Origin of the sequence: Curtobacterium sp. MCLR17_054 (assembly GCF_003234335.2) — a bacterium.
Taxonomy (GTDB): Bacteria; Actinomycetota; Actinomycetes; order Actinomycetales; family Microbacteriaceae; genus Curtobacterium; species Curtobacterium flaccumfaciens.
On sequence record NZ_CP126263.1, the window covers coordinates 1,747,494 to 1,767,205 of the forward strand.

17 protein-coding genes are annotated in these 19,712 nt (G+C 72.6%); 12 read left to right on the forward strand and 5 right to left on the reverse strand.

The genetic code is table 11. The features are described 5' to 3' along the window. Window positions 1–14: 14 nt before the first annotated feature. A complete protein-coding gene (locus DEJ08_RS08395) occupies window positions 15–1,241 on the reverse strand; it encodes a cobalamin-independent methionine synthase II family protein (protein WP_111054618.1) in 1,227 nt (408 codons plus the stop codon). Between the two features lie 343 nt (window positions 1,242–1,584). Between DEJ08_RS08395 and DEJ08_RS08400 the strand changes: the two genes are divergently transcribed. Beyond that, the gene (locus tag DEJ08_RS08400; protein WP_258367082.1) at window positions 1,585–2,433 is read left to right on the forward strand and encodes a DUF1684 domain-containing protein; all 849 of its coding nucleotides are present in this window, start codon (window positions 1,585–1,587) and stop codon (window positions 2,431–2,433) included. Between the two features lie 68 nt (window positions 2,434–2,501). Next, the gene (locus DEJ08_RS08405) at window positions 2,502–3,524 is read left to right on the forward strand and encodes an SLAC1 family transporter (protein WP_111054616.1); all 1,023 of its coding nucleotides are present in this window, start codon (window positions 2,502–2,504) and stop codon (window positions 3,522–3,524) included. Window positions 3,525–3,593: 69 nt separating this feature from the next. On the opposite strand, the gene DEJ08_RS08410 is transcribed toward DEJ08_RS08405, so the two are convergent. Next, on the reverse strand, window positions 3,594–4,154 hold the full coding sequence (locus DEJ08_RS08410) for a histidine phosphatase family protein (RefSeq protein ID WP_111054615.1): 561 nt from the start codon (window positions 4,152–4,154) through the stop codon (window positions 3,594–3,596). 103 nt (window positions 4,155–4,257) lie between these two features. Here DEJ08_RS08410 and DEJ08_RS08415 point away from each other — a divergent pair, with 103 nt between their 5' ends. Genes DEJ08_RS08415 through DEJ08_RS08450 form a run of 8 tightly spaced genes read left to right on the forward strand, consistent with a single transcriptional unit; the run spans window position 4,258 to window position 14,336 of the window. Continuing rightward, window positions 4,258–5,490 (forward strand): LLM class flavin-dependent oxidoreductase, encoded by a 1,233-nt coding sequence (locus tag DEJ08_RS08415; RefSeq protein WP_111054614.1) that lies wholly within the window; start codon window positions 4,258–4,260, stop codon window positions 5,488–5,490. Beyond that, window positions 5,487–6,926, forward strand: a complete 1,440-nt coding sequence (locus tag DEJ08_RS08420) for an NtaA/DmoA family FMN-dependent monooxygenase (RefSeq protein ID WP_111054613.1) — start codon at window positions 5,487–5,489, stop codon at window positions 6,924–6,926. The genes DEJ08_RS08415 and DEJ08_RS08420 overlap by 4 nt, the downstream gene beginning before the upstream one ends. Continuing rightward, window positions 6,923–7,951 carry an LLM class flavin-dependent oxidoreductase gene (locus DEJ08_RS08425; protein ID WP_111054612.1) on the forward strand — a complete coding sequence of 343 codons (1,029 nt, stop codon included), beginning with the start codon at window positions 6,923–6,925 and terminating at the stop codon, window positions 7,949–7,951. The genes DEJ08_RS08420 and DEJ08_RS08425 overlap by 4 nt, the downstream gene beginning before the upstream one ends. Then, window positions 7,948–8,985, forward strand: coding sequence for an ABC transporter permease (locus DEJ08_RS08430; protein ID WP_071405268.1), 1,038 nt, complete (start codon window positions 7,948–7,950; stop codon window positions 8,983–8,985). The genes DEJ08_RS08425 and DEJ08_RS08430 overlap by 4 nt, the downstream gene beginning before the upstream one ends. Beyond that, complete coding sequence (locus DEJ08_RS08435) at window positions 8,982–9,878, forward strand: ABC transporter permease (RefSeq protein WP_084741010.1); 897 nt, start codon at window positions 8,982–8,984, stop codon at window positions 9,876–9,878. Before DEJ08_RS08430 ends, DEJ08_RS08435 begins: the two co-directional genes overlap by 4 nt. Next, complete coding sequence (locus tag DEJ08_RS08440) at window positions 9,875–11,557, forward strand: dipeptide ABC transporter ATP-binding protein (protein ID WP_111054611.1); 1,683 nt, start codon at window positions 9,875–9,877, stop codon at window positions 11,555–11,557. Before DEJ08_RS08435 ends, DEJ08_RS08440 begins: the two co-directional genes overlap by 4 nt. Continuing rightward, window positions 11,554–13,179 (forward strand): ABC transporter substrate-binding protein, encoded by a 1,626-nt coding sequence (locus tag DEJ08_RS08445; protein ID WP_111054610.1) that lies wholly within the window; start codon window positions 11,554–11,556, stop codon window positions 13,177–13,179. Before DEJ08_RS08440 ends, DEJ08_RS08445 begins: the two co-directional genes overlap by 4 nt. After that, window positions 13,176–14,336 carry an LLM class flavin-dependent oxidoreductase gene (locus tag DEJ08_RS08450; RefSeq protein WP_111054609.1) on the forward strand — a complete coding sequence of 387 codons (1,161 nt, stop codon included), beginning with the start codon at window positions 13,176–13,178 and terminating at the stop codon, window positions 14,334–14,336. The genes DEJ08_RS08445 and DEJ08_RS08450 overlap by 4 nt, the downstream gene beginning before the upstream one ends. Before the next feature lie 861 nt (window positions 14,337–15,197). On the opposite strand, the gene DEJ08_RS08455 is transcribed toward DEJ08_RS08450, so the two are convergent. From DEJ08_RS08455 to DEJ08_RS08465, 3 genes are read right to left on the reverse strand one after another with little or no spacing between them, the layout of a single operon-like run. Continuing rightward, window positions 15,198–16,214: a transporter substrate-binding domain-containing protein gene (locus DEJ08_RS08455; RefSeq protein WP_071405264.1), complete on the reverse strand. Its 1,017-nt coding sequence runs from the start codon at window positions 16,212–16,214 to the stop codon at window positions 15,198–15,200. 47 nt (window positions 16,215–16,261) lie between these two features. Continuing rightward, the gene (locus DEJ08_RS08460; protein WP_111054608.1) at window positions 16,262–17,035 is read right to left on the reverse strand and encodes an amino acid ABC transporter ATP-binding protein; all 774 of its coding nucleotides are present in this window, start codon (window positions 17,033–17,035) and stop codon (window positions 16,262–16,264) included. After that, the gene (locus DEJ08_RS08465; RefSeq protein WP_111054607.1) at window positions 17,035–18,150 is read right to left on the reverse strand and encodes an amino acid ABC transporter permease; all 1,116 of its coding nucleotides are present in this window, start codon (window positions 18,148–18,150) and stop codon (window positions 17,035–17,037) included. The genes DEJ08_RS08460 and DEJ08_RS08465 overlap by 1 nt, the downstream gene beginning before the upstream one ends. 154 nt (window positions 18,151–18,304) lie before the next feature. Here DEJ08_RS08465 and DEJ08_RS08470 point away from each other — a divergent pair, with 154 nt between their 5' ends. Together DEJ08_RS08470 and DEJ08_RS08475 are read left to right on the forward strand one after the other, a co-directional pair. Next, window positions 18,305–18,556 (forward strand): DUF4287 domain-containing protein, encoded by a 252-nt coding sequence (locus tag DEJ08_RS08470; protein ID WP_111054606.1) that lies wholly within the window; start codon window positions 18,305–18,307, stop codon window positions 18,554–18,556. Between the two features lie 132 nt (window positions 18,557–18,688). Beyond that, window positions 18,689–19,684: a putative endonuclease domain-containing protein gene (locus DEJ08_RS08475; protein WP_111054605.1), complete on the forward strand. Its 996-nt coding sequence runs from the start codon at window positions 18,689–18,691 to the stop codon at window positions 19,682–19,684. Window positions 19,685–19,712: the final 28 nt, after the last annotated feature.

A 19,712-nucleotide genomic window follows, 5' to 3' on the forward strand; every position in this document is an offset into this window, starting at 1 on the left:
GAAGGAACGGGCGGCTAGAAGAGCTTCGCGCTCGCGCGCCGGGCACCCTCACCGAGCGACTCGAGCTTCGCCGCGGCGATCTGCGGGTGCACGCGGCCGCCGAGGCCGCAGTCGGTGCCGGCGATGACGCGCTCACGCCCGACCACCGAGGCGAACCGCTCGATGCGCTGCGCGACGAGATCGGGGTGCTCGACGACGTTCGTGGCGTGGCCGACGACGCCCGGGACGATGACCTTGCCCTCGGGCAGGGCGACGTCCTGCCAGACGGTCCACTCGTGCTCGTGGCGGGCGTTCGCGGCCTCGAACGAGTACGCACCGGCGTCGATGTCGAGCATCAGGTCGACGATGTGGCGGAGCTCGATGTCGGTGGTGTGCGGGCCGTGCCAGGAGCCCCAGCACAGGTGGAAGCGCACGCGGCTGGTGTCGAGGCCCCGCAGCGCGTGGTTGAGCGCCTCGACACGGATGCGGGTGAAGGCGCGGTAGTCCTCGATGCTCGGCTCGGGGTTGATCTGGTCCCAGTTCTCGGCGATCGAGGGATCGTCGATCTGCAGCACGAGGCCGGCGTCGAGGATCGTCGTGTACTCCTCGCGCAGGGCGTCCGCCCACGCCCAGATGTGTTCTTCCTCGGTCGCGTAGTACTCGTTCGCGATGCGGGCGGCGGAGCCGGGGGAGAGCGCCGTGATGAAGCCGTTGTCCGCGCCGACGGCCTCGACCGCGTGCTTGAGGTTCGCGGCGTCGGTGGCCGCGGCCTCGTGGCCGGTGTAGGTGATCGGACCGGTCGTGGTCGGGAACGCGGTGGCGTTCTTGCCGGTGCCGATGCCCGACTCGGGGTCGGTGTAGGCCTTGTGGAAGATCGTCCAGTCGCGGCGGTCCGGGAAGCTCGTGAGCCGGATGTTCCCCGGGGTGGACCGGACCGGCTGCTGCGAGAAGATGTTCTCGTCGGTCAGGCTCAGGCCGCTGACACGCTGGAACGAGTAGCCCCACCACGCGCCGTAGTCGACGCTGTTCGACATCGCCTTGCCGAACTCGCCGTCACCGGGCTGCGTGATGCCCAGCGCGGTCTGCCGTGCGACGACGTCGTCGACGGCCGCGCTCGTCAGGGCCCGGACCTCGTCGGTGGTCTCGAGCGTGAAGCCGTCGTCGGCCACGGGCCGTGCGGCGTTCGCGGCGATGAGCTCCGGGGTGCGGGGGAGCGATCCGGCCGTGGTGGCCTGGATGCGGTCGGTGTTCTCGAAGGGCATGCGCTGCCTTCCTCTCGATGGGTGCGGACTGTCGGGAGTCGGGGGCCGCGCGCGAGGCTTCGCGGTGCGCTGCAGTGCCACTCTGCCACGAGCGATCGGGCCCGTTACGTTGCGCGACCACGGCTGCGTGCGGACGCCGACCGACAGGGTCGATGTCGGACGACACCGACTCGGTCGCCTGTTGCGTGCGCGGACGGTTGCAGGCGCGTGCGAACGACAGGGTCGATGTCGTACGACGTCGACGGTGTCGTTCCGCATCGGCCCGGCCCGCCCGCCCCGCCGCCCGCCGACGCACGGCGACACGATCGTCGCGTCACCGGGCCACGAGTCGTACGGTCGACCCATGAGCACGACGACCCCGACGAGCGACACCACCACGACGAACCCGACCACCCCGGCCGCACCGACCTTCGCCGAATCGTGGACCACGTGGCACGACGACCACGAGCAGGCCCGGGCGAGCGAGCACGGCTTCCTCGCGATCACGAGCATCCGTTGGCTCACCGGCACGCCGGAACGGTTCGAGGACGCCCCGGGCAGCTGGTCGACGGACGAGGACGGCCCGGTGGTCGCACTGGCCGACGACGAGACCATCGAGGTCGACGGACAGCCGGTCACCGGGACGCACCGGTTCGGCCCGCTGCCGGAGCGCTCGAGCACGAACGTGGTGTGGCACGACGGCGACGAGACCGTGGTGATCGAGGTCGCCCGGCGCGGCGGCAGTGACCTGCTCCGCCCGCGGCACCCGTCGAACCCGACCCGCGTCGGCTACCAGGGCACCCCGGCGTACGCCCCTGCTGAGCGCTTCGTCGTGGACGCGCACTTCGAGCCGTTCGGCACCCCGCGCGAGGTAACCGTCGGCAGCGTCGTCGACGGCCTGCTGCACGTGTACGAGGCCCCCGGCGTCCTGACGTTCGACCTCGACGGGCCGCGGTCGCTCCTGGCGTTCAACGGGCACGCCGGCGGCCTGCACGTGCTGTTCACCGACCGCACGAGCGGGGTCACGACGTACGCGGCGAACCGGAGTCTCGACATTGCCGCACCGGACGCCGACGGTGCCACCCGCATCGACTTCAACCGGTCGACGAACCTGCCGTGCGCCTACACCCCGCACGCGACCTGCCCGCTGCCGCCCGCCGAGAACCGGCTCGACGTGGCGATCGAGGCGGGCGAGCAGCTGCCCGCAGCCTGACCGCGGAGCACGCCCGGCCCGCGGCCGCGCACCGGCGCAACCGACCCGTCCAGGACAATGGGGGAGCCATGCCACGACCCACCTCCCGCATCCCGCTCAACACCCTCGCCGTCCCGTTCGGCCTCGCCGGCTTCGCCGAGACGTGGTCGTACGCCGCCCCCGTGCTGCACCTGCCCACCGTGGTGCCGCAGGTGTTCTGGGCGATCGCCGCCGTCGCGTGGGTGTGGCTGCTCGGTGCGCACATCGTCCGGGGCGCACGCGTCAGCGAACGGCTGGTCGACCAGCTCCGCCACCCGGCGCAGGGCCCGATCGCCGCGCTCGTCCCCGCGACCGCGATGCTGCTCGGCGTCGACCTGGCGCGGTTCGCCCCCGTCGCCGGGCAGGTCGTGGTGCTCGCCGCCGTGGCCACCGCGGCCGGGTTCGCCGCCTGGCTGCTGAGCACCTGGTTCGAGGGCCGGCTCGCCCTGGAGTCCGTGCACGGCGGCTACCTGCTGCCGACCGTCGCCGCGGCCCTGGTCGCCTCGGTCGCCACGCACGAGGTCGGCGTCGGCTGGCTGTCCTGGCCGGCCCTCGGTGTCGGCGTGTTCTTCTGGGGCGTCATGACCGGCCTGCTGCTCATCCGGCTGGCGTTCCGGCCGGCGCTGCCGGGGCCGCTCGTGCCGACGATGGCGATCCTGGTCGCGCCGCCGGCGGTCGCCACCCTGTCGGTGTTCGCCCTCACCGACGGCGCTGTGACCCTGCCCGTGCAGGCCATCGCGGGGCTCGGCGTCCTGATGGTCCTCGTGCAGCTGGCCCTGCTGCCGCGGTACGTCCGCCTGGCGTTCTCGCTCGGGTTCTGGTCGTTCGTGTTCCCGGCCGCCGCGGTCGCCACCGCCGCGGTGGAGTGGTTCCGGGCACTCGCGCTGCCGTCCGCCTGGATCCCCACCACCGCGTTGCTGGCGCTGCTGAGCGTGCTCGTCGCGGTCGTCGGTGCCCGCTCGATCGGCCTCGCCGTGCACCACCTGCTCGGGCAGGCCGAGCGCACCCTGCACGACGCCGACGACGAGGACGCCGCCCCCGGCCCCGTGACGGGCGCGACGCGCGTGGTCTGACGAGCGGGGCGGTCGGGCCGCGCAGGCGGCGGACGGGAGGCCCGTGGCGGCCCCGCCCCGCGCCTCCCGTCAGGTCGCTGGGACGCGTCTCCAGCCGCTGGTCGCCCGCCAGGCGGGCACGTCGAAGTGGAAGACGCTGCCCATGCCGGGCTGGTCGAGGGCGCGCGTGATCGGGACGCCGCGCAGGTGGGCCAGGAGCAGCGCGCCGACCGCGCCGTGCGACACGATCGTGACGTCGCCGGTGGCGCAGTGCCGGCGGACGGCCGCGACGATGCGCTCCTGGGCGTCGATCGCCCGCTCCCAGCCGCGGACCGACTGCTCGGGCTCCGCGAAGAACGCGTCGACGACGGCCTCGAACTCGGACGGCGGCAGGTAGCCGGTCGCGCTCCGGTCGATCTCGCCCAGCAGGGGGTCTTGTTCGACGGGCAGTCCGACGGCGCTGGCGAGCAGGTCTGCGGTCTCGACGGCCTTGCGCTCGGTGCTCGAGACGATCCGCCGGGAGACCGGTGTCCATGCGAGCCGGTGTGCGGCGGCGGCCCGGACACGACCCTCGGGCGACAGCCCCCACGACTCGATCGGGACCGCGGGGTCGACCACCACTTCCGCGTGGGTCAGGAACGACGAGACCATCCGGCGATCCTCGCACGGTGCGAGGTACGTCACACGGCGACACCGTCGGTCACGTTCCGCAACACCGCTTCGCCGCCCGGCCGAACCGTCCTAGCGTCGCCCCATGACCGTGCCCGACCGCATCACCCTCGTCACCGCGCTGCAGGGCGCCGGCTGGCACCCCGCCGCCTGGCGCGCCGCCAGCTCGGCAGCGCACCGGCTCACGAGCCTCCGGCACTGGCGGGACGTCGTCGTCGAGCAGGACCGGCTCGGCGTCGACGCCGTCACCCTCGAGGACTCCTTCACCGCCGGCCCCACCGACCCCGACGGCGACCTCGACACGTCGACCGTCGTCGGCCGCCTCGATGCCCTCCTCGTCGCGAGCGCGGTCGCCCCGGCGACCCGCGCGATCGGTCTGGTGCCGACCGTCTCGGTCACGCACACCGAACCGTTCCACGTCGCCACGGGCCTCCAGACCCTCGACCACGTCTCGCTGGGGCGGGCCGGATGGCGGATCCAGGTGAGTCCGACGACTCGCGAGGCCGCGCTGTTCGGCCGCCGCCCCGGCGGCGACGACGCTGCCACGCTGTTCGACGAGGCCCGCGAGGCCGCCGAGGTCGTCTCCCGCCTCTGGGACAGCTGGGACGACGACGCGATCATCCGCGACGTCACGACCGGCCGCTTCATCGACCGCGACCGCATCCACGACGCGGCGTTCTCCGGCTCGTTCGTGTCGGTGCACGGCGCGTCGATCGTGCCGCGGTCGCCGCAGGGGCGCCCGCCGGTGTTCGCGCTCGCGCACCGCGCCGACGCGGCAGCGTTCGCGGTGGACGCCGCGGACGTCGTGCTGGTCACGCCCGGCTTTGACGGCCTGGAGGATCGTGCTGCGCTGGCACTCGTCCGTGACGCCGAGCAGGCGGCCGGGTCCGACCTCCGTCGTCCGGTCCTCGCGGACCTCGCGGTGCTCATCGGGTCGTCGCCGGCGGCCGCCTCCGACGAGCTCGCCGCGCTCGACGCGGCAGCGGGCGCTCCGTACGCCGTCGGCTCCGGGTCGGACACGTCCGTCCTCGCGACGACGGTACCGGACCTGGTGGCACGGATCGCGGACCTGCGGGCCCTCGGGTACGCCGGCGTCCGGCTCCGTCCGCTGCGCATCCCGATCGACTCGACCGCCATCGCGCGGCAGCTCGTCCCCGCGCTCGTCACCGCCGGGCTCCGCGCCGACGTGGCGTCCCGTCCCACCGCCGACCTGCGCACGCGGCTCGGCATCGCGCCGGCGGTCAGCCGGTACGCGCGTCCTGCCGTCACCGGTGTCGGTGTCGGTGTCGGTTCCGTCTCCTCGGGGGTCTCAGCATGAGCGCCAAGCGTCAGGTCCACCTCGCCGCCCACTTCCCGGGCGTCAACAACACCACCGTCTGGAGCGACGACCGCGCCGAGAGCCAGATCGCGTTCTCGTCGTTCGAGCACTTCGCCCGGAACGCCGAGCGGGGGTCCTTCGACTTCCTGTTCCTCGCCGAGGGGCTGCGGTTGCGCGAGCAGAAGGGACGCATCCACGACCTCGACGTCGTCGGACGCCCGAACACGCTCGCGATCCTCGCCGCGCTGGCCGGGGTCACCGACCACATCGGGCTCGTCGGCACGCTGCAGACGACCTTCAACGAGCCCGTGGAGCTCGCGAAGCAGCTCGCCACGCTCGACCACCTGACCGACGGCCGTGCCGGCTGGAACGTCGTGACGAGCTCGGACGCGTTCCACGGTGCGAACTTCCGCCGCGGCGGGTTCCTCGACCACGCCGACCGGTACACGCGGGCAGCGGAGTTCGTGGAGCTGTCGCGTGAGCTCTGGGACTCGTGGGAGTCGGACGCGATCGTGGCGAACGGGTCGGGCGCCGCCGGGACCCTGGCCGCCGGCGCCTTCGCCGAACCCTCCCGCATCCACGACGTCGACCACCACGGTCCGCAGTTCGACGTGACCGGCACGTTCCCGGTGCCGCGCAGCCCCCAGCGGCACCCCGTGATCGTGCAGGCCGGCGACTCCGACGAGGGCCGCGACCTCGCCGCCGGGCACGCCGAGGTGGTCTTCTCGCTGCACACCGAGTTCGACGACGCGCAGTCGTTCTACCGCGACGTGACCGAGCGACTCGAACGGGTCGGACGGTCGAAGGACGAGCTGCTGATCCTGCCCGGCGCGACCTTCGTGCTCGGCGACACGGCGGACGAGGCCGAGGAACGTTCCCGGGCGATCCGCCGCGCCCAGGTCAGCCCGGCGACGGCGATCGCGTTCCTCGAACAGGTGTGGAACCGCGATCTGTCGTCGTACGACGTCGACGGGCCGTTGCCCTCGATCGAGCCGGACCTGGAGGGCGCCGACATCACCCGTGGCCGCGTCCGTCACACCCGCGACGTCCCCGCGCTGGTGCAGTCGTGGCGTGACCTCGCCGCGGCCGAGCACCTGTCGATCCGTGACCTGGTCATCCGCGCCTCGACCCGTGGCGGCTTCGTCGGCACGCCCGCACACATCGCCGCCGAGATCGACCGGTACGTGCAGGAGCGCGCCACCGACGGGTTCGTCGTCGTGCCGCACACCAACCCGTACGGGCTCGACGAGTTCGTCGACCGGGTCGTCCCGCTGCTGCAGGAGCGCGGCGTGTACCGCCAGTCGTACGACGAGGGCGCGACGCTCCGGCAGACGCTCGACCTGCCCGGCACGATCCGCGACCGTTCGGTCGCCGCACGCACGGCCGCTGCGGCGGGTCCGGCGCGTACGGCAGCGTCCGCCGGGGTGCTCGCATGACGATCTCGAGCCTGGCGATCCTCGTCCCCGGCAACTTCGACGACGACGCCCCCGCCGACGGGCTCGAGGCCACCCTCGACCTCTTCGCCACCGCGGAACGACTCGGCGTCGACGGCGCCTGGGTCCGGCACCGCCACCTCGAGCACGGCATCGGTTCGGCCGCGGTGTTCCTGGCCGCGGCTTCCCAGCGGACGACGTCGATCGAACTCGGCGTCGCCGTGGTGCCGATCGGGTGGGAGAGCCCGTTCCGCCTCGCCGAGGACTTCTCGCTCGCCGACGTCCTGTCGCACGGGCGGGTGCAGGTCGGGCTGTCGACGAGCGCACCGCACGCCGACATCCTCGGCGACCTGGTGTTCGACGGCGACTGGCGCTCGTTCGACCGCGGGTACGGCCGGGTCGCCCGGTTCGTGGACAACCTGCGCGGGGACTTCCTGGGGGACACGGACACCGTCATCGAGAGCCCGGGCAACGTCCAGCGGCCCCGCCTGCAGCCGTACGCGCCTGGCCTGGTCGACCGGGTCTGGTACGGGGGCGGGTCGCTCCGCTCCGCGGCCTTCGCGGGCAGTGCCGGCCTCAACCTGCTCATCGGCAACCTGACCTCGGGCGAGGGCACCGACGACTACGGCACCGCCCAGCGGAACCAGCTCGCCGCCTACCGCGCCGCGCTGCCCGACGGTCGCCGCCCGCGCGTGGCCTGGGGCCGCTGCGTCGTCCCGACGGACTCGACCGACCGGGTCTCGCGCGAGCGCTACCGCGCGTGGAACGAGTCGCGCCTGGCACGGCAGACCGCACCGCAGGGGCCCCGCCGCACCCTCTTCTCCGCCGACCTCGTCGGTCCTGCCGAGCAGATCGTCGAGCAGCTCGTGCACGACGCCACCCTCGCCGAGGTCGACGAGTTCCGGATCGAGCTGCCCTACGAGTTCGCCGGCGACGAGTACGAGCAGATCGTCGCCGACGTCGTCGAGCGGGTCGCGCCGGCGCTCGGATGGACGGCGCGGACGCACCAGGTGGTGGTCGCCGCATGACCCGCTACGTGCTCTCCCGCATCGGGCAGGCGCTGCTCGTGCTCTGGGCGGCGTGGACGATCTCGTTCTTCGTCCTCTACGTGCTGCCGAGCGACCCCGCACGGATCATGGTCGGCCCGGACGCCACCGACGTGACCGCGGCGCAGCTCGACGCTCTCCGCCACCAGTACGGGCTCGACCAGCCTGTGCTCGTGCAGTACTTCCAGCACCTCGGCTCCCTGTTCACCGGCGACCTCGGCCGGTCCATCGGGGTCGGTCGCCCGGTCGCCGACGTCATCGGCGAGGCCATCGCCCCGACGGCACAGATCGCCCTCGCCGGCCTCGTGCTCGCGATCGTGTTCGGTGGCGGCATCGCCGTCCTCGCGACCTGGACCCGGAACCGTGCCCTCGGACAGTTCCTGCTCCAACTGCCCCCGATCGGCGTCGCGGTGCCGGGGTTCTGGTTCGCGCTGCTCCTGGTCCAGTGGTTCTCGTTCGGCCTGCACCTGTTCCCGGCGTTCGGGGGCGAGGGACCCGCGTCCGTCGTCCTGCCGGCCATCACCCTGGCGCTGCCGACCGGTGCCACCATCGCCCAGCTGCTCTCCAAGTCGCTCGTCCAGACGCTCCGCGAGCCGTACGTCGACACGGCGTACGCGAAGGGCGCCGGGCGCTGGCGGGTGCAGCTCCGCCACGCACTGCGGAACGCCGCGCTGCCCGCCCTCACCGTCACCGGACTCATCGTCGGGCAGCTGTTCTCCGGCACCGTCGTCACCGAGACTGTGTTCTCGCGGCCGGGCCTCGGGCGGGTGACGGCGACGGCCGTGCAGCAGCAGGACATCCCCGTCGTGCAGGGCATCGTCCTGCTCGCCGCCGCGATCTTCGTCGTCGTGAACCTCGTCGTCGACCTCGTGTACCCGCTGCTCGACCCCCGCGTCGTGATCGCCGACAGCCGTCGGAAGCTCCGTGACCGGGACGGCGCGACCCCCGGCGCCACCCCCGGCGCGCCCGGCACCACTCCGTCCAGCACCCCCGAACCCAAGGCGGTCCACGCATGACCGAGACCACGCAGCTCGCCATCGGCCGTCCGGCCCCGCTCGCCACCACCGCCGACCGTGTGCCCGGCGGCACCACGGCCCTCCGCGCCATCGTCGCCCGCCCGACCCTGACCATCGCCGTCGTCTGGCTGGCCCTCGTGATCGTCGCCGCCCTCGTGCCGGGAGCCCTCACCCACCACGACCCCCTGGCCGCCGAACCGGCCGCCAAGCTGACCGCCCCCGACGCCGCGCACTGGTTCGGCACCGACCAGCTCGGCCGCGACCTGTACGCCCGGGTCGTGCACGGCACCGCGCTCACCCTGCAGGCAGCGGTTCTCGCGATCGTCATCGGACTGGTCGGCGGCTCGCTCATCGGACTCGTCGCCGGCTTCGTCGGCGGTGTCGTCGACGCGGTGCTCATGCGCGTCACCGACGTCCTGCTCGCGATCCCGAGCCTGCTGCTCTCGCTGACGATCGTCACCGTCCTCGGCTTCGGCACCGTGAACGTCGCCGTGGCGGTCGGCGTCGCGAGCATCGCCACCATCGCCCGCATCATGCGCTCCGAGGTGGTCCGTGTCCGCACCGCCGCGTACGTCGAGGCCGCGAGCGCGAACGGCAACAGCTGGTGGCGCGTCCTGCTCGTGCACGTGCTGCCGAACGCCGCTGGCCCCGTGCTGGTGCTCGCCGCGCTCGAGTTCGGCACCGCGATCCTCGCCGTCTCGAGCCTGAGCTTCCTCGGCTACGGCGCCCAACCACCGCAGCCGGAGTGGGGTTCGCTCGTCGCGACGGGCCGCGACTTCATCGCGTCCTCGTGGTGGCTCACCACGATCCCGGGGCTCGTCATCGCCGTCACCGTCCTCGCCGGCAACCGCGTGGCGCGGGCACTCGACACCGAACGGCGGGCCGTCCGATGAGCCTCCTCTCCATCCGCGACCTGACCGTCTCGTACGGTCGCGGCCGTACCGCGCGTCCCGTGCTGCACGGGATCTCGCTCGAGGTCGGCCGCGGCGAGCGCGTCGCGATCGTCGGTGAGTCCGGTTCGGGCAAGTCGACGACGGCGCACGCGGTCCTCCGGCTCCTGCCCGCAGCAGCGGATCTGACGGGAGGCACGGTGCGGCTCTCCGGGGCGGCCGCCGGTTCCGCGGACCTCGACCTGGTAACCGCGACCGACAGCGAGGTCCGGTCCGTTCGCGGCGTCCGGATCGGCTTCGTGCCGCAGGACCCGACGGTCTCGCTCAACCCCGTGACGCGGATCGGCACCCAGGTCGCCGAGGTGCTCCGCATCCACGGCCTCGCCACCGGCGCCGAGGCCCGGGACCGTGCCGTCGAGGAGCTCCGCCGTGCGGGCATCGACCGTCCGGAGCTCCGTGCACGGCAGTACCCGCACGAGCTCTCCGGCGGGATGCGGCAGCGGGTGCTCATCGCGATCGCGCTGATCGGCGACCCCGAGCTGCTCGTCGCCGACGAACCGACGAGTGCCCTCGACGTGACGGTCCAGCGGACGATCCTCGACCACCTGGACCGGCTCGTCGCCGAGCGGGGCACGAGCGTGCTCTTCATCACGCACGACCTCGGGGTCGCCGCCGACCGGGCCGACCGGATCGTCGTGATGTCGGAGGGGCGGATCGTCGAGCAGGGCACCCCCGCCGAGGTGCTCGGCGCACCCCGCGAGGTGTACACGCGTGCACTGATCCGAGCGGCGCCCAGTCTCGACGACGTGACCGTGTCCGTGGGACAGGCCACGGGCCTCCCGTCCGGACGCCCCGACCCACTCGTCGTCGCGACCGGACTGCGGAAGTCCTTCGACCGCGTCACCGCCGTCGACGGCGTCGACGTGACCGTGCCGCGAGGCCGCACGCTGGCGCTGGTGGGGGAGTCCGGGTCCGGCAAGTCGACCACTGCTCGGCTCGTGCTCGGACTCGAACGGCCCGACGAGGGCAGCGTGCGGTTCGACGGTGCCGACGTGGCCGGAGCCCGCGGCGCCGCGCTCCGGGCGTACCGGCGGCAGGCGCAGATCGTGCAGCAGAACCCGTACGCGGCGCTGCACCCGCGGCTGTCCGTGGGGTCGGTCATCGCCGACCCGCTCGCGGCGTTCGGCATCGGTACCAGGCGGTCCCGCGCAGCCCGTGCCGCCGAGTTGCTCGACCTGGTGGCACTGCCGGCCTCGACCGCCGCACGACGACCAGCGGAGCTCTCCGGCGGCCAGCGGCAGCGGGTCGCGATCGCCCGTGCGCTCGCGCTCGACCCGTCGTTCATCGTGCTCGACGAGCCGGTCTCCGCGCTCGACGTGTCCGTGCAGGCACAGATCCTCGACCTGCTCGCGGAACTGCAGTCGACGCTCGGCGTCTCGTACCTGTTCATCTCGCACGACCTGGCCGTCGTCCGCCGCATCGCGCACCAGGTGTCCGTCCTGCGGGGCGGGCGGGTCGTGGAGCACGGCGACGTGTCCCAGGTCCTGCACGACCCGCAGCACGAGTACACGCGTGCCCTGCTCGACGCGATCCCGGGGCGTTCCCGGCGCGTCGTGCCCGTTCCCGTTCCTGTTCCTGCATCTGCACCCGCACCCGCACCCGCACCCGAAGGAGTCTCATGACCATCCACCGCACGCCGTTCCGTCTGGTGGCCGCGATCGCGGCCGGAACCACGGCGGCCCTGGTGATGGCCGGCTGCTCGTCGGGCGGCACCGCGTCGACGTCGTCGTCGAAGCCCGTCGACGGCGGCTCGCTGACCTACGCCATCGCGAACGACCCGATCTCGCTCAACCCCTCGGGTACCGGCGCCGGCAACGACACCTTCGCGATCACCCGACAGCTCGTCGACTCGCTGCTGTGGCAGGACCCCTCCGACGGATCGCTGAAGCCCTGGCTCGCGACGAAGTACTCGGCGAACGCGGACGCCACCGCCTTCACGTTCGACCTGCGCTCCGGCGTCACCTTCTCGGACGGCACCGCCTTCGACGCGACCGCCGTCAAGGACACCTTCGACGACATCGTCGCGGCGGGGGCGTCGAGCACGGCCGCCGCGTCCTTCTCCGGGTACGAGAAGACGAAGGTCATCGACGACGACACCGTCGAGGTCGACTTCACGACGCCGAACGCCGCGTTCCCGAACGCCACCGCGTCGGTCGGACTCGGCATCGTCGCGCCGGAGACCACCGAGACGAAGTTCGACGACCGCGCCGACGGCAAGGCCGTGATCGGCACCGGGCCGTTCACGCTCACCTCGTACACGAAGAACACCTCGACGGTCCTGACCAAGCGGAAGGACTACGACTGGGGTCCCGCCGAGCGGAGCAACACGGGCGCCGCGCACCTGTCGAAGGTCACCTTCCAGGTCGTGCCGGAAGCCAGTGTCCGCACCGGCAGCCTGGAGTCCGGGCAGCTCGACGCGATCAGCAGTGTCCAGCCGAGCGACGTCGACACGCTCAAGGCGCAGTACGACCTGGTCACCCGGGCCAACCCCGGGCAGGTGTTCGGGCTGACGTTCAACCAGGAGCGGCCGATCGTGTCCGACCTGGTGGTCCGCAAGGCCATCGCGCAGTCGGTCGACGCCACTGCCGTCCGGGACACCTCGCTGAACGACCTGTTCAAGGTGGGGACCTCGGTGCTCGGGTCCACGACGCCCGGGTACACGGACGCGTCCGACGCGCTGCCCGCGTACGACCCGAAGGCCGCAGCAGCCGCTCTGGACGACGCCGGATGGAAGGAGGGCTCCGACGGCATCCGGTCGAAGGACGGCACGAAGCTGCAGCTGAAGCTCATCTGGATCACGAACTTCGGGCCGAACCAGACGTCGCTCGAGCTCATCCAGCAGGAGCTCGGGAAGGTCGGCGTCGGGCTCACCCTCGAGAGCGGCACCGTCCCGCAGTACCTCGCCAACCTGACCAGCGGCGACTGGGACCTGTCGTGGGACAACAACTCCCGTGCCGACGGGGACGTCCTCCGCTCGAAGTTCTCCAGCACCGGTGCGCAGTCGATCGGCGCCGCGGACAAGACGCTCGACGCACTCTTCACGAAGGAGCTGTCGCAGTCGTCCGCGCAGGACCGCTCGGCCACCTTCGCCGACATTCAGGAGCGCATCGCGTCCCAGGTCGACTTCGTCCCGGTGCACGAGCTGACGAGCATCATCGCCCCGGCCACGGACGTCCACGGCATCGCCTTCGGCGCCGACACCCGACTCGACCAGCTCACCGGGGCCTGGAAGGACGCATCGTGACCGCCGCGCGGCCCGTCCCGCTCTCCGTCCTCGACCTGGTGCCGGTGAGCGCCGGCTCGTCCGCCGCCACCGCCCTGGCGAACACGGTCGACCTGGCCGTCGCCGCCGAGCGCGCCGGGTACGCCCGGTACTGGTTGGCCGAGCACCACCTGAACCCCGGAGTAGCGGGCAGCGCCCCGACCGTCGTCATCGGTGCGGTCGCCGCTGCCACCAGTTCGATCCGCGTCGGCAGCGCCGCGACACTCGTCGGCAACACCCGCGGGCTGCAGATCGCCGAGACCTTCGGCACGCTCGCCGCGCTGTACGGTCCCCGGATCGACCTCGGGCTCGGACGGTCCGGCGCCCCGGCACCGGGCACGCCGAAGCCGCCGTCGCTCGCGCCGCGGTCGGACCAGGTCGTCGACGGACTGCTCGTCCCCGCCCCGTTCGACTTCCACGTCGCGCCGGGCAGCCGGTTCGCGTTGCAGGGTGAACTGCTCGGGCGGGTGCCGGGCGACGTCGACCGGTTCGAGGGTGAGCTGGAGCTCATCCGCGGGCTGCTCGCCGGTACGTGGTCGCGGGACGGTGCCGTCGTCGAGGCTCCGCCGGCCGCCGGCGCACCCGTCGAGCTCTGGATCCACGGGTCGACCGGTGGCGAGAGCGCCCGGATCGCCGGTGCGCTGGGGCTGCCCTACGGCGCGAACTACCACACGTCACCGGGCACGGTCCTGGCGTCGGTGCAGGCCTACCGCGATGCCTTCCGGCCGGGAGAGCTCGACGCCCCGCACGTCATCGTCTCCGCCGACGTCGTGGTCGGGCGGTCGTCGTCCGAGGCCGAGGAGCTCGCGCTCGGGTACGACTCGTGGGTGTACTCGATCCGCTCCGGCGTGGGTGCGATCGCGTACCCGTCGCCGGCCGCTGCGCGACTGGACCCGCTGGACCCGACGGCGGCGAAGTCCGTCGCCGACCGGGTGGGCACGCGCTTCGTCGGCGACGCGGCGGAGGTCGCGGACCGGCTCGAGACCCTGCGCCGTGCCACCGGGGCGGATGAGTTGCTCGTCACGACGATCACGCACGACCATGCGGCACGGGTGCGCTCGTACGAGTTGCTCGCGGCCGAGTGGGCGGCTCGGGGCGCGGGTGCCGTCGTGGGGGAGTCCGCCCTGGCTGCGCGGTAGCTCGCTGCGTGCGCGTGTTCCGACGTCCCACCTGTCGTTCGACGGGTGGGACGTCGTTCGTTGCGCACGCATCGGGTGCGGGTGCATGTTCCGACGATCCACGAGTCGTTCCCCTCGTGGATCGTCGCTGTGGGCGTGGGTCGCCGCCGTGGAGCGACGACGCCGGCGTCGCACGACGGCGACGAAGTCGCTCGGCGGCGGCAACCCGACGGCCCGCCAGTTCGGTGCGTGTGCATGTTCCGACGATCCACGAGTCGTTCCCCTCGTGGATCGTCGCTGTGGGCGTGGGCGTGGGCGTGGGCGTGGGCCGGCGACGGGGTGCGACAACGCCGACGCCGCGTGACGGCGACGAGGTCGTTCGGCGGAGGCAACCCGACGGCCCGCCAGTTCAGTGCGTGTGCATGTTCCGACGATCCATGAGTCGTTCCCCTCGTGGATCGTCGTTCTGGGCGTGGGCCGCCGCAGCCGTGGTGCGACAACGCCGGCGTCGTACGACGGTGACGATGTCGTTCCCGCGCGGCTGCGACTGTTGCGCGCGCCGTGGTGCGACAACGCCGACGCCGTACGACGTCGACCCCGTCGTCCGGCGGCGGCAACCCGACGTCCCACCTGTCGTTCGACTGGTGGGACGTCGTTCGTTGCGCACGCATCGGGGGCGTGTGCATGTTCCGACGATGCACGAGTCGTTCCCCTCGTGGGACGTCGTTCGTTGCCCACGCATCGGGTGCGTGTGCATGTTCCGACGATCCACGAGTCGTTCCCCTCGTGGATCGTCGATTGTCGATCGTCGAGCGGGGAGTGCCCCCCGCACGCACGACACCCCCGCGACCACGACGGCCACGGGGGTGTCACGGTACGGCCTCAGCTGTTGTCGAGCGGCAGACCCTCGGGGTTCACCTCGGACGTCTTCACGGCCTCGTTCGACAGGTTGTAGGCCGCGAGCCACTTCGCGTAGGTGCCGTCCTCGATCAACTCATTGATCGCCGCCGCGACGGGCTTCGCGATCCCGCTGCCCTGCTTCGTCGTCGCGGCGATGAGCCCCTGCAACGAGGAGCCGGCGCCGGAGTACGTGCCCGCGGTCTTCGTCGCCTTCGCGGTGCCCTTGCTCTGCGTGTTCTGGTAGGCGATCGTCGGGTTCGGGCCGAAGTATGCGTCGATCTTGCCCGAGTCGAGCGCGAGCTTGATCGCGTTGCCGTCCGGGTAGTACTTGATCGTGAAGTCCTCGCCCTTCGCCCGGAGTTCCTTCTGCCACTCCAGCAGGATGTTCTCCTGGTTCGTGCCGGAACTCACGGACAGCGTCTTCCCGGCGAGCACGGACGGGTCGCCGTCGAACCGCAGCGAGCTCGACGCCAGCACCTGGAACGCCAGGTTGTCCTGCCGGTACGAGGCGAAGTCGTACTTCTCCTTGCGCTCCTCGGTGACCGTGACGTTCGAGAAGCCGGCGTCGTACTTGCCGCTGTCGATGCCGACGAACAGGTTGTCCCACGTGGCGTTCTGCACGTCCGCGCGCAGCCCGAGCTTCGCGGCGACGAGCCGTCCGAGGTCGGGCTCCGAACCGGTGATCGTTTTCTGGTCGTCACCGGTGAAGGCGAGCGGTGGGAACCCGGCGGGCAGGGCCCCCACGCCGATCGTGAGCTTGCCGGACTTCCGGACCGCGGCGGGGAGCGCGTCGTGCAGCTTCGTGTCCTCGGTGACCTCGACGGTCGTCTCCTTCGCCGCACCGTTCGAGGCGGCGCCGATGGTGACGGAGCCGTCGGGTGCGCCGCTCGTGTCGGCGGAAGCGCCCGCGGAGCACCCGGCGAGGGCGACGACGACGCCGGCTGCGAGGACGAGGAAACCGGCGCGGTTGCGCCAGCGGGACGGGGTGGTCGTGGACATGGTTCTCCTTGGGGTGCGTGCGGGGATCAGGGGTCAGGGGTCAGGGGTCAGCGGACGCGGGACAGGAAGTCGCGCGTGCGGGTGTGCTGCGGGTGGTCGAGTACCTGGGCCGGCGGCCCCTGCTCGACGACCCGCCCGTGGTCGAGGAACACGACGTGGTCGGCGATCTCGCGGGCGAAGGCGATCTCGTGGGTGACGATGACGAGCGTGGTGCCCGTGTCCGCCAACCCCCGGATGACCCCGAGCACCTCGCCGACGAGCTCCGGGTCGAGCGCCGAGGTCGGCTCGTCGAGCAGGACCACCGACGGCTCGAGCGCCAGGGCCCGGGCGATCGCGACGCGCTGCTGCTGCCCGCCGGACAGCTGCCGGGGGCGGGCGGAGCCGCGGTCGCCGAGTCCGACCCGATCGAGCAGGGTCTGTGCCCGCGCTCGGGCCGTGGCGACGGGGACCCCGGCGGCGATCGGCCCCTCGGCGACGTTCTCGAGCGCGGTGAGGTGCGGGAACAGGTTGAAGTGCTGGAACACGAACCCGATCCGGGCACGCTGCCGCAGGATGTGCCGCTCGGGCAGCTCCTTCCAGCGGGGGACCCCGTCGCGGCCGGTGCGCAGGCGGACGCCGATGGGCTCGTCGCCGACCGTGACGACCCCGCGGTCGAGCGGTTCGAGGTGGTTGATCGCCCGGAGCAGCGTGGACTTGCCGGAACCGGAGGGGCCGAGGACGACGGTCACGCTGCCCGACGGCAGCGACAGGTCGATGCCGTCGATGACGACGCTGTCCCCGAACGCCTTGACGGCCCCGTGGATCGCGATGGCGGCGCTCATCAGATGCTCCTGTCGTCGACGGTGGAAGCGGACCCGGACGCGACCGCGCGCTCGGCGGCGGCTGCCCGTGTGCGGCGACCCGCGCCTCCAGGCCGTCCCGGACCACGTCCGGGCCCGCCGCCCCGCAGCGCGCTCCGCACCCGCTGCCACGGTGTCGGCGGCAGCGCACGGACCGACCCGCGGGCCGTCCAGCGCTCGACGTAGTACTGCACGATCGAGACCGCGCTGGTGAGCACGAGGTACCAGATGGTGGCGACGACGAGCAGCGGGATGATGTCGCCCGGGTACGTGCTCGACAGGTTCTGCACCACGCCGAACAGGTCGAGCAGCGACACGTAGAACAGCAGCGACGAGGCCTTCAGCAGTCCGACGACCTGGTTCACGAACGCCGGGACGATCGACCGCAGCGCCTGCGGCATGATCACCCGCAGGAACTGCCGGCGACGGGGGAGCCCGAGCGCCTGCGCGGCCTCGTGCTGGCCGTGGTCGACGGCGAGCACCCCGGCGCGGACGATCTCGGACGCGTAGGCGATCTCACTGAGGCTCAGCCCGATGACCCCGATCGCCAGGTCCCCGAGCAGGTTCGCGGTCGGCACCTCGAGCTGCGGCCCGAAGGGGATCCCGATGCCGATGGTCGGGTACAGCGACCCGAGGTTGTACAGGAAGACGAGCACCAGGATGAGCGGCACCGACCGGAACAGCCACACGTACCCCCACGCCAGCCCGGACAGCACCGGGTTGTGCGACAGCCGGGCGACGGCCACCAGGATCCCGCCGGCGAAGCTGATCACGGCGCTCAGCGCGGTGGCGGTGAGCGTCAGCTGCAGGCCGGTCAGGACCGCCGGGCTGAACAGCCACTTGCCGACGGCCGGCCAGCCCCACTGCTCGTTCGTGAACAGCGTCTCGCCGAAGTTCAGCAGCACGACGAGCACGAGGGCCGCGGCGATCCACCGCAGCGGGTGCCGCAACGGCACGACGGAACGGTCGAGTGCGGCGTGTCCGGCCGCGTCGATGGTCGCGGTCTCCGGCCTGGAGGCGCGGCTCGCCCCGGTCGTCCGGCCCGCGTCGTCGACGCTGGTCGCCTCCCACTGCGGGGCCCTGGTGGTGTCGGTCATGTCGCGACCGTAGGAGGGCCGGCCGACGCCGACAACGCCTCGCGCAACACCCCGCCACGCGGCGCAACACCCGGCCATCCGGCGCAACGCGGCGTCACGAAACGGTGTCCTGCGTGACGTTCCGTGACGGCCGACGGAGCGCTACCGTTGCGCCATGACAGCGCATCGTGTGACCGCCCCGGTGCCCCCGGCGGACGGCACCAAGGTGAAGGGTCCGGCGTCGTACTTCCCGAGCATCGAGACGACGTACGGACGCCCGGTGCAGGAGTGGCTCGACCTGGTCGCCGACCGGCTCGACGACCACCAGCACATGGAGGTCGTCGGGTGGCTCAAGGCGGAGCACGGCCTCGGGCACGGGCACGCGAACGCCCTGGTCGCCTACGTGAAGCACGCGCTGGCCTCCTGAGCGGTCGCGTCGCTCGCCTGTGGTTCGGCGGGTGTCGGTCGCAGTGCGTGGTGCGGCGGGTGTCGGTGGCGTCGGTCGCGCTGCTGGCCGCGTGGTGCAGCGGGTGTCGGTGGTCGTTCCTAGCGTGGGGGCGTGGCCGAACCCGTCGATGCGTGGTGGCGCCGCCGACAGTGGTCGCGCGGCGAAGCGGTGCCGTACGCCGTCGGACAGTTCCGCGCCGACTGGGCTCCGTACCCGGTGCTCATCCGGCAGTACCACCCCGACTGGAACCACGGCGTCGTCCTGACCCAGGTCCCCCCGGCTGCCGAGGTCCTGCTCACCTGGGAGTGCGACGTCGGGCACGTCTTCGTCGCGACCCCGTCCGAACAGCGGTCCCGCCCGGGCCGTGAACGTCGGCGATCTGTCTGGTGCCCCGAGTGCGCGGTGCAGGCCCAACCGCAGCGGTGGCCGGTGCTGCCGTCGGACTGGCCGCAGGCGGTACCCGTGCCGCAGCGGGTCGTCCGGAGTGCGGGACGACAGACCCTGCCCGCGGCTCCGGTGCGCGGGGTCCCGGCCGGAGCCGTCGCGTCGAGCCGTTCCCGGTCCCGGTCCCGTCGGCCCGTCGCCGGCTCGGCCGGGTCGGCCGGTGGGGCGCCACGGCGGACCGCCCAGCCCGTTCCCCGCGCGATCTGCCCGAAGACCCCGCGGCTGCCGTCGGGTGAGTCGTTCACGAGCGTCTGTGCCCCGGCGACGGCCTCGGCGGTCGAGGCCGAACTCCGCGGCATGCTGTCCGAGCGGTTCGCGTTCACCTACGACCACTCCGCCATCCGACTCGACCGCCCGTTCTTCGACCACGTCGAGGCCTGGCCGGACATCATCCTGCCGGAGCTCCGCGTCGCCATCGAGTACGACTCCACCGGGCGGCACGGCCTCGAGCACGTCGGCCCGCGGCAGGAGACCGACCGGAAGAAGGACCGCGCCGTCCGCGCCGTGGGGTGGGAGGTCGTCCGCATCCGCACCGGGCGGCTCCCCGCGCTCGGCCCGCACGACCTCCAGGTGTCGGGGATCTCCGGCCGGACCGTCGACCGGCTGGCGGACACCCTGCGCGAGCTCCGGGGCGCGCTGTTCGTCGACGCGTACGCCCGGTGACGCCGTCGATCGGGGTACACGCGCGACC

Excerpts from the sequence above, each read along its gene's own strand:
- DEJ08_RS08395 (WP_111054618.1), bottom strand. The coding sequence starts at position 1,241 with ATGCCCTTCGAGAACACCGACCGCATCCAGGCCACCACGGCCGGATCG.
- DEJ08_RS08400 (WP_258367082.1), top strand. The coding sequence starts at position 1,585 with ATGAGCACGACGACCCCGACGAGCGACACCACCACGACGAACCCGACC.
- DEJ08_RS08405 (WP_111054616.1), top strand. The coding sequence starts at position 2,502 with ATGCCACGACCCACCTCCCGCATCCCGCTCAACACCCTCGCCGTCCCG.
- DEJ08_RS08410 (WP_111054615.1), bottom strand. The coding sequence starts at position 4,154 with ATGGTCTCGTCGTTCCTGACCCACGCGGAAGTGGTGGTCGACCCCGCG.
- DEJ08_RS08415 (WP_111054614.1), top strand. The coding sequence starts at position 4,258 with ATGACCGTGCCCGACCGCATCACCCTCGTCACCGCGCTGCAGGGCGCC.
- DEJ08_RS08420 (WP_111054613.1), top strand. The coding sequence starts at position 5,487 with ATGAGCGCCAAGCGTCAGGTCCACCTCGCCGCCCACTTCCCGGGCGTC.
- DEJ08_RS08425 (WP_111054612.1), top strand. The coding sequence starts at position 6,923 with ATGACGATCTCGAGCCTGGCGATCCTCGTCCCCGGCAACTTCGACGAC.
- DEJ08_RS08430 (WP_071405268.1), top strand. The coding sequence starts at position 7,948 with ATGACCCGCTACGTGCTCTCCCGCATCGGGCAGGCGCTGCTCGTGCTC.
- DEJ08_RS08435 (WP_084741010.1), top strand. The coding sequence starts at position 8,982 with ATGACCGAGACCACGCAGCTCGCCATCGGCCGTCCGGCCCCGCTCGCC.
- DEJ08_RS08440 (WP_111054611.1), top strand. The coding sequence starts at position 9,875 with ATGAGCCTCCTCTCCATCCGCGACCTGACCGTCTCGTACGGTCGCGGC.
- DEJ08_RS08445 (WP_111054610.1), top strand. The coding sequence starts at position 11,554 with ATGACCATCCACCGCACGCCGTTCCGTCTGGTGGCCGCGATCGCGGCC.
- DEJ08_RS08455 (WP_071405264.1), bottom strand. The coding sequence starts at position 16,214 with ATGTCCACGACCACCCCGTCCCGCTGGCGCAACCGCGCCGGTTTCCTC.
- DEJ08_RS08460 (WP_111054608.1), bottom strand. The coding sequence starts at position 17,035 with ATGAGCGCCGCCATCGCGATCCACGGGGCCGTCAAGGCGTTCGGGGAC.
- DEJ08_RS08465 (WP_111054607.1), bottom strand. The coding sequence starts at position 18,150 with ATGACCGACACCACCAGGGCCCCGCAGTGGGAGGCGACCAGCGTCGAC.
- DEJ08_RS08470 (WP_111054606.1), top strand. The coding sequence starts at position 18,305 with ATGACAGCGCATCGTGTGACCGCCCCGGTGCCCCCGGCGGACGGCACC.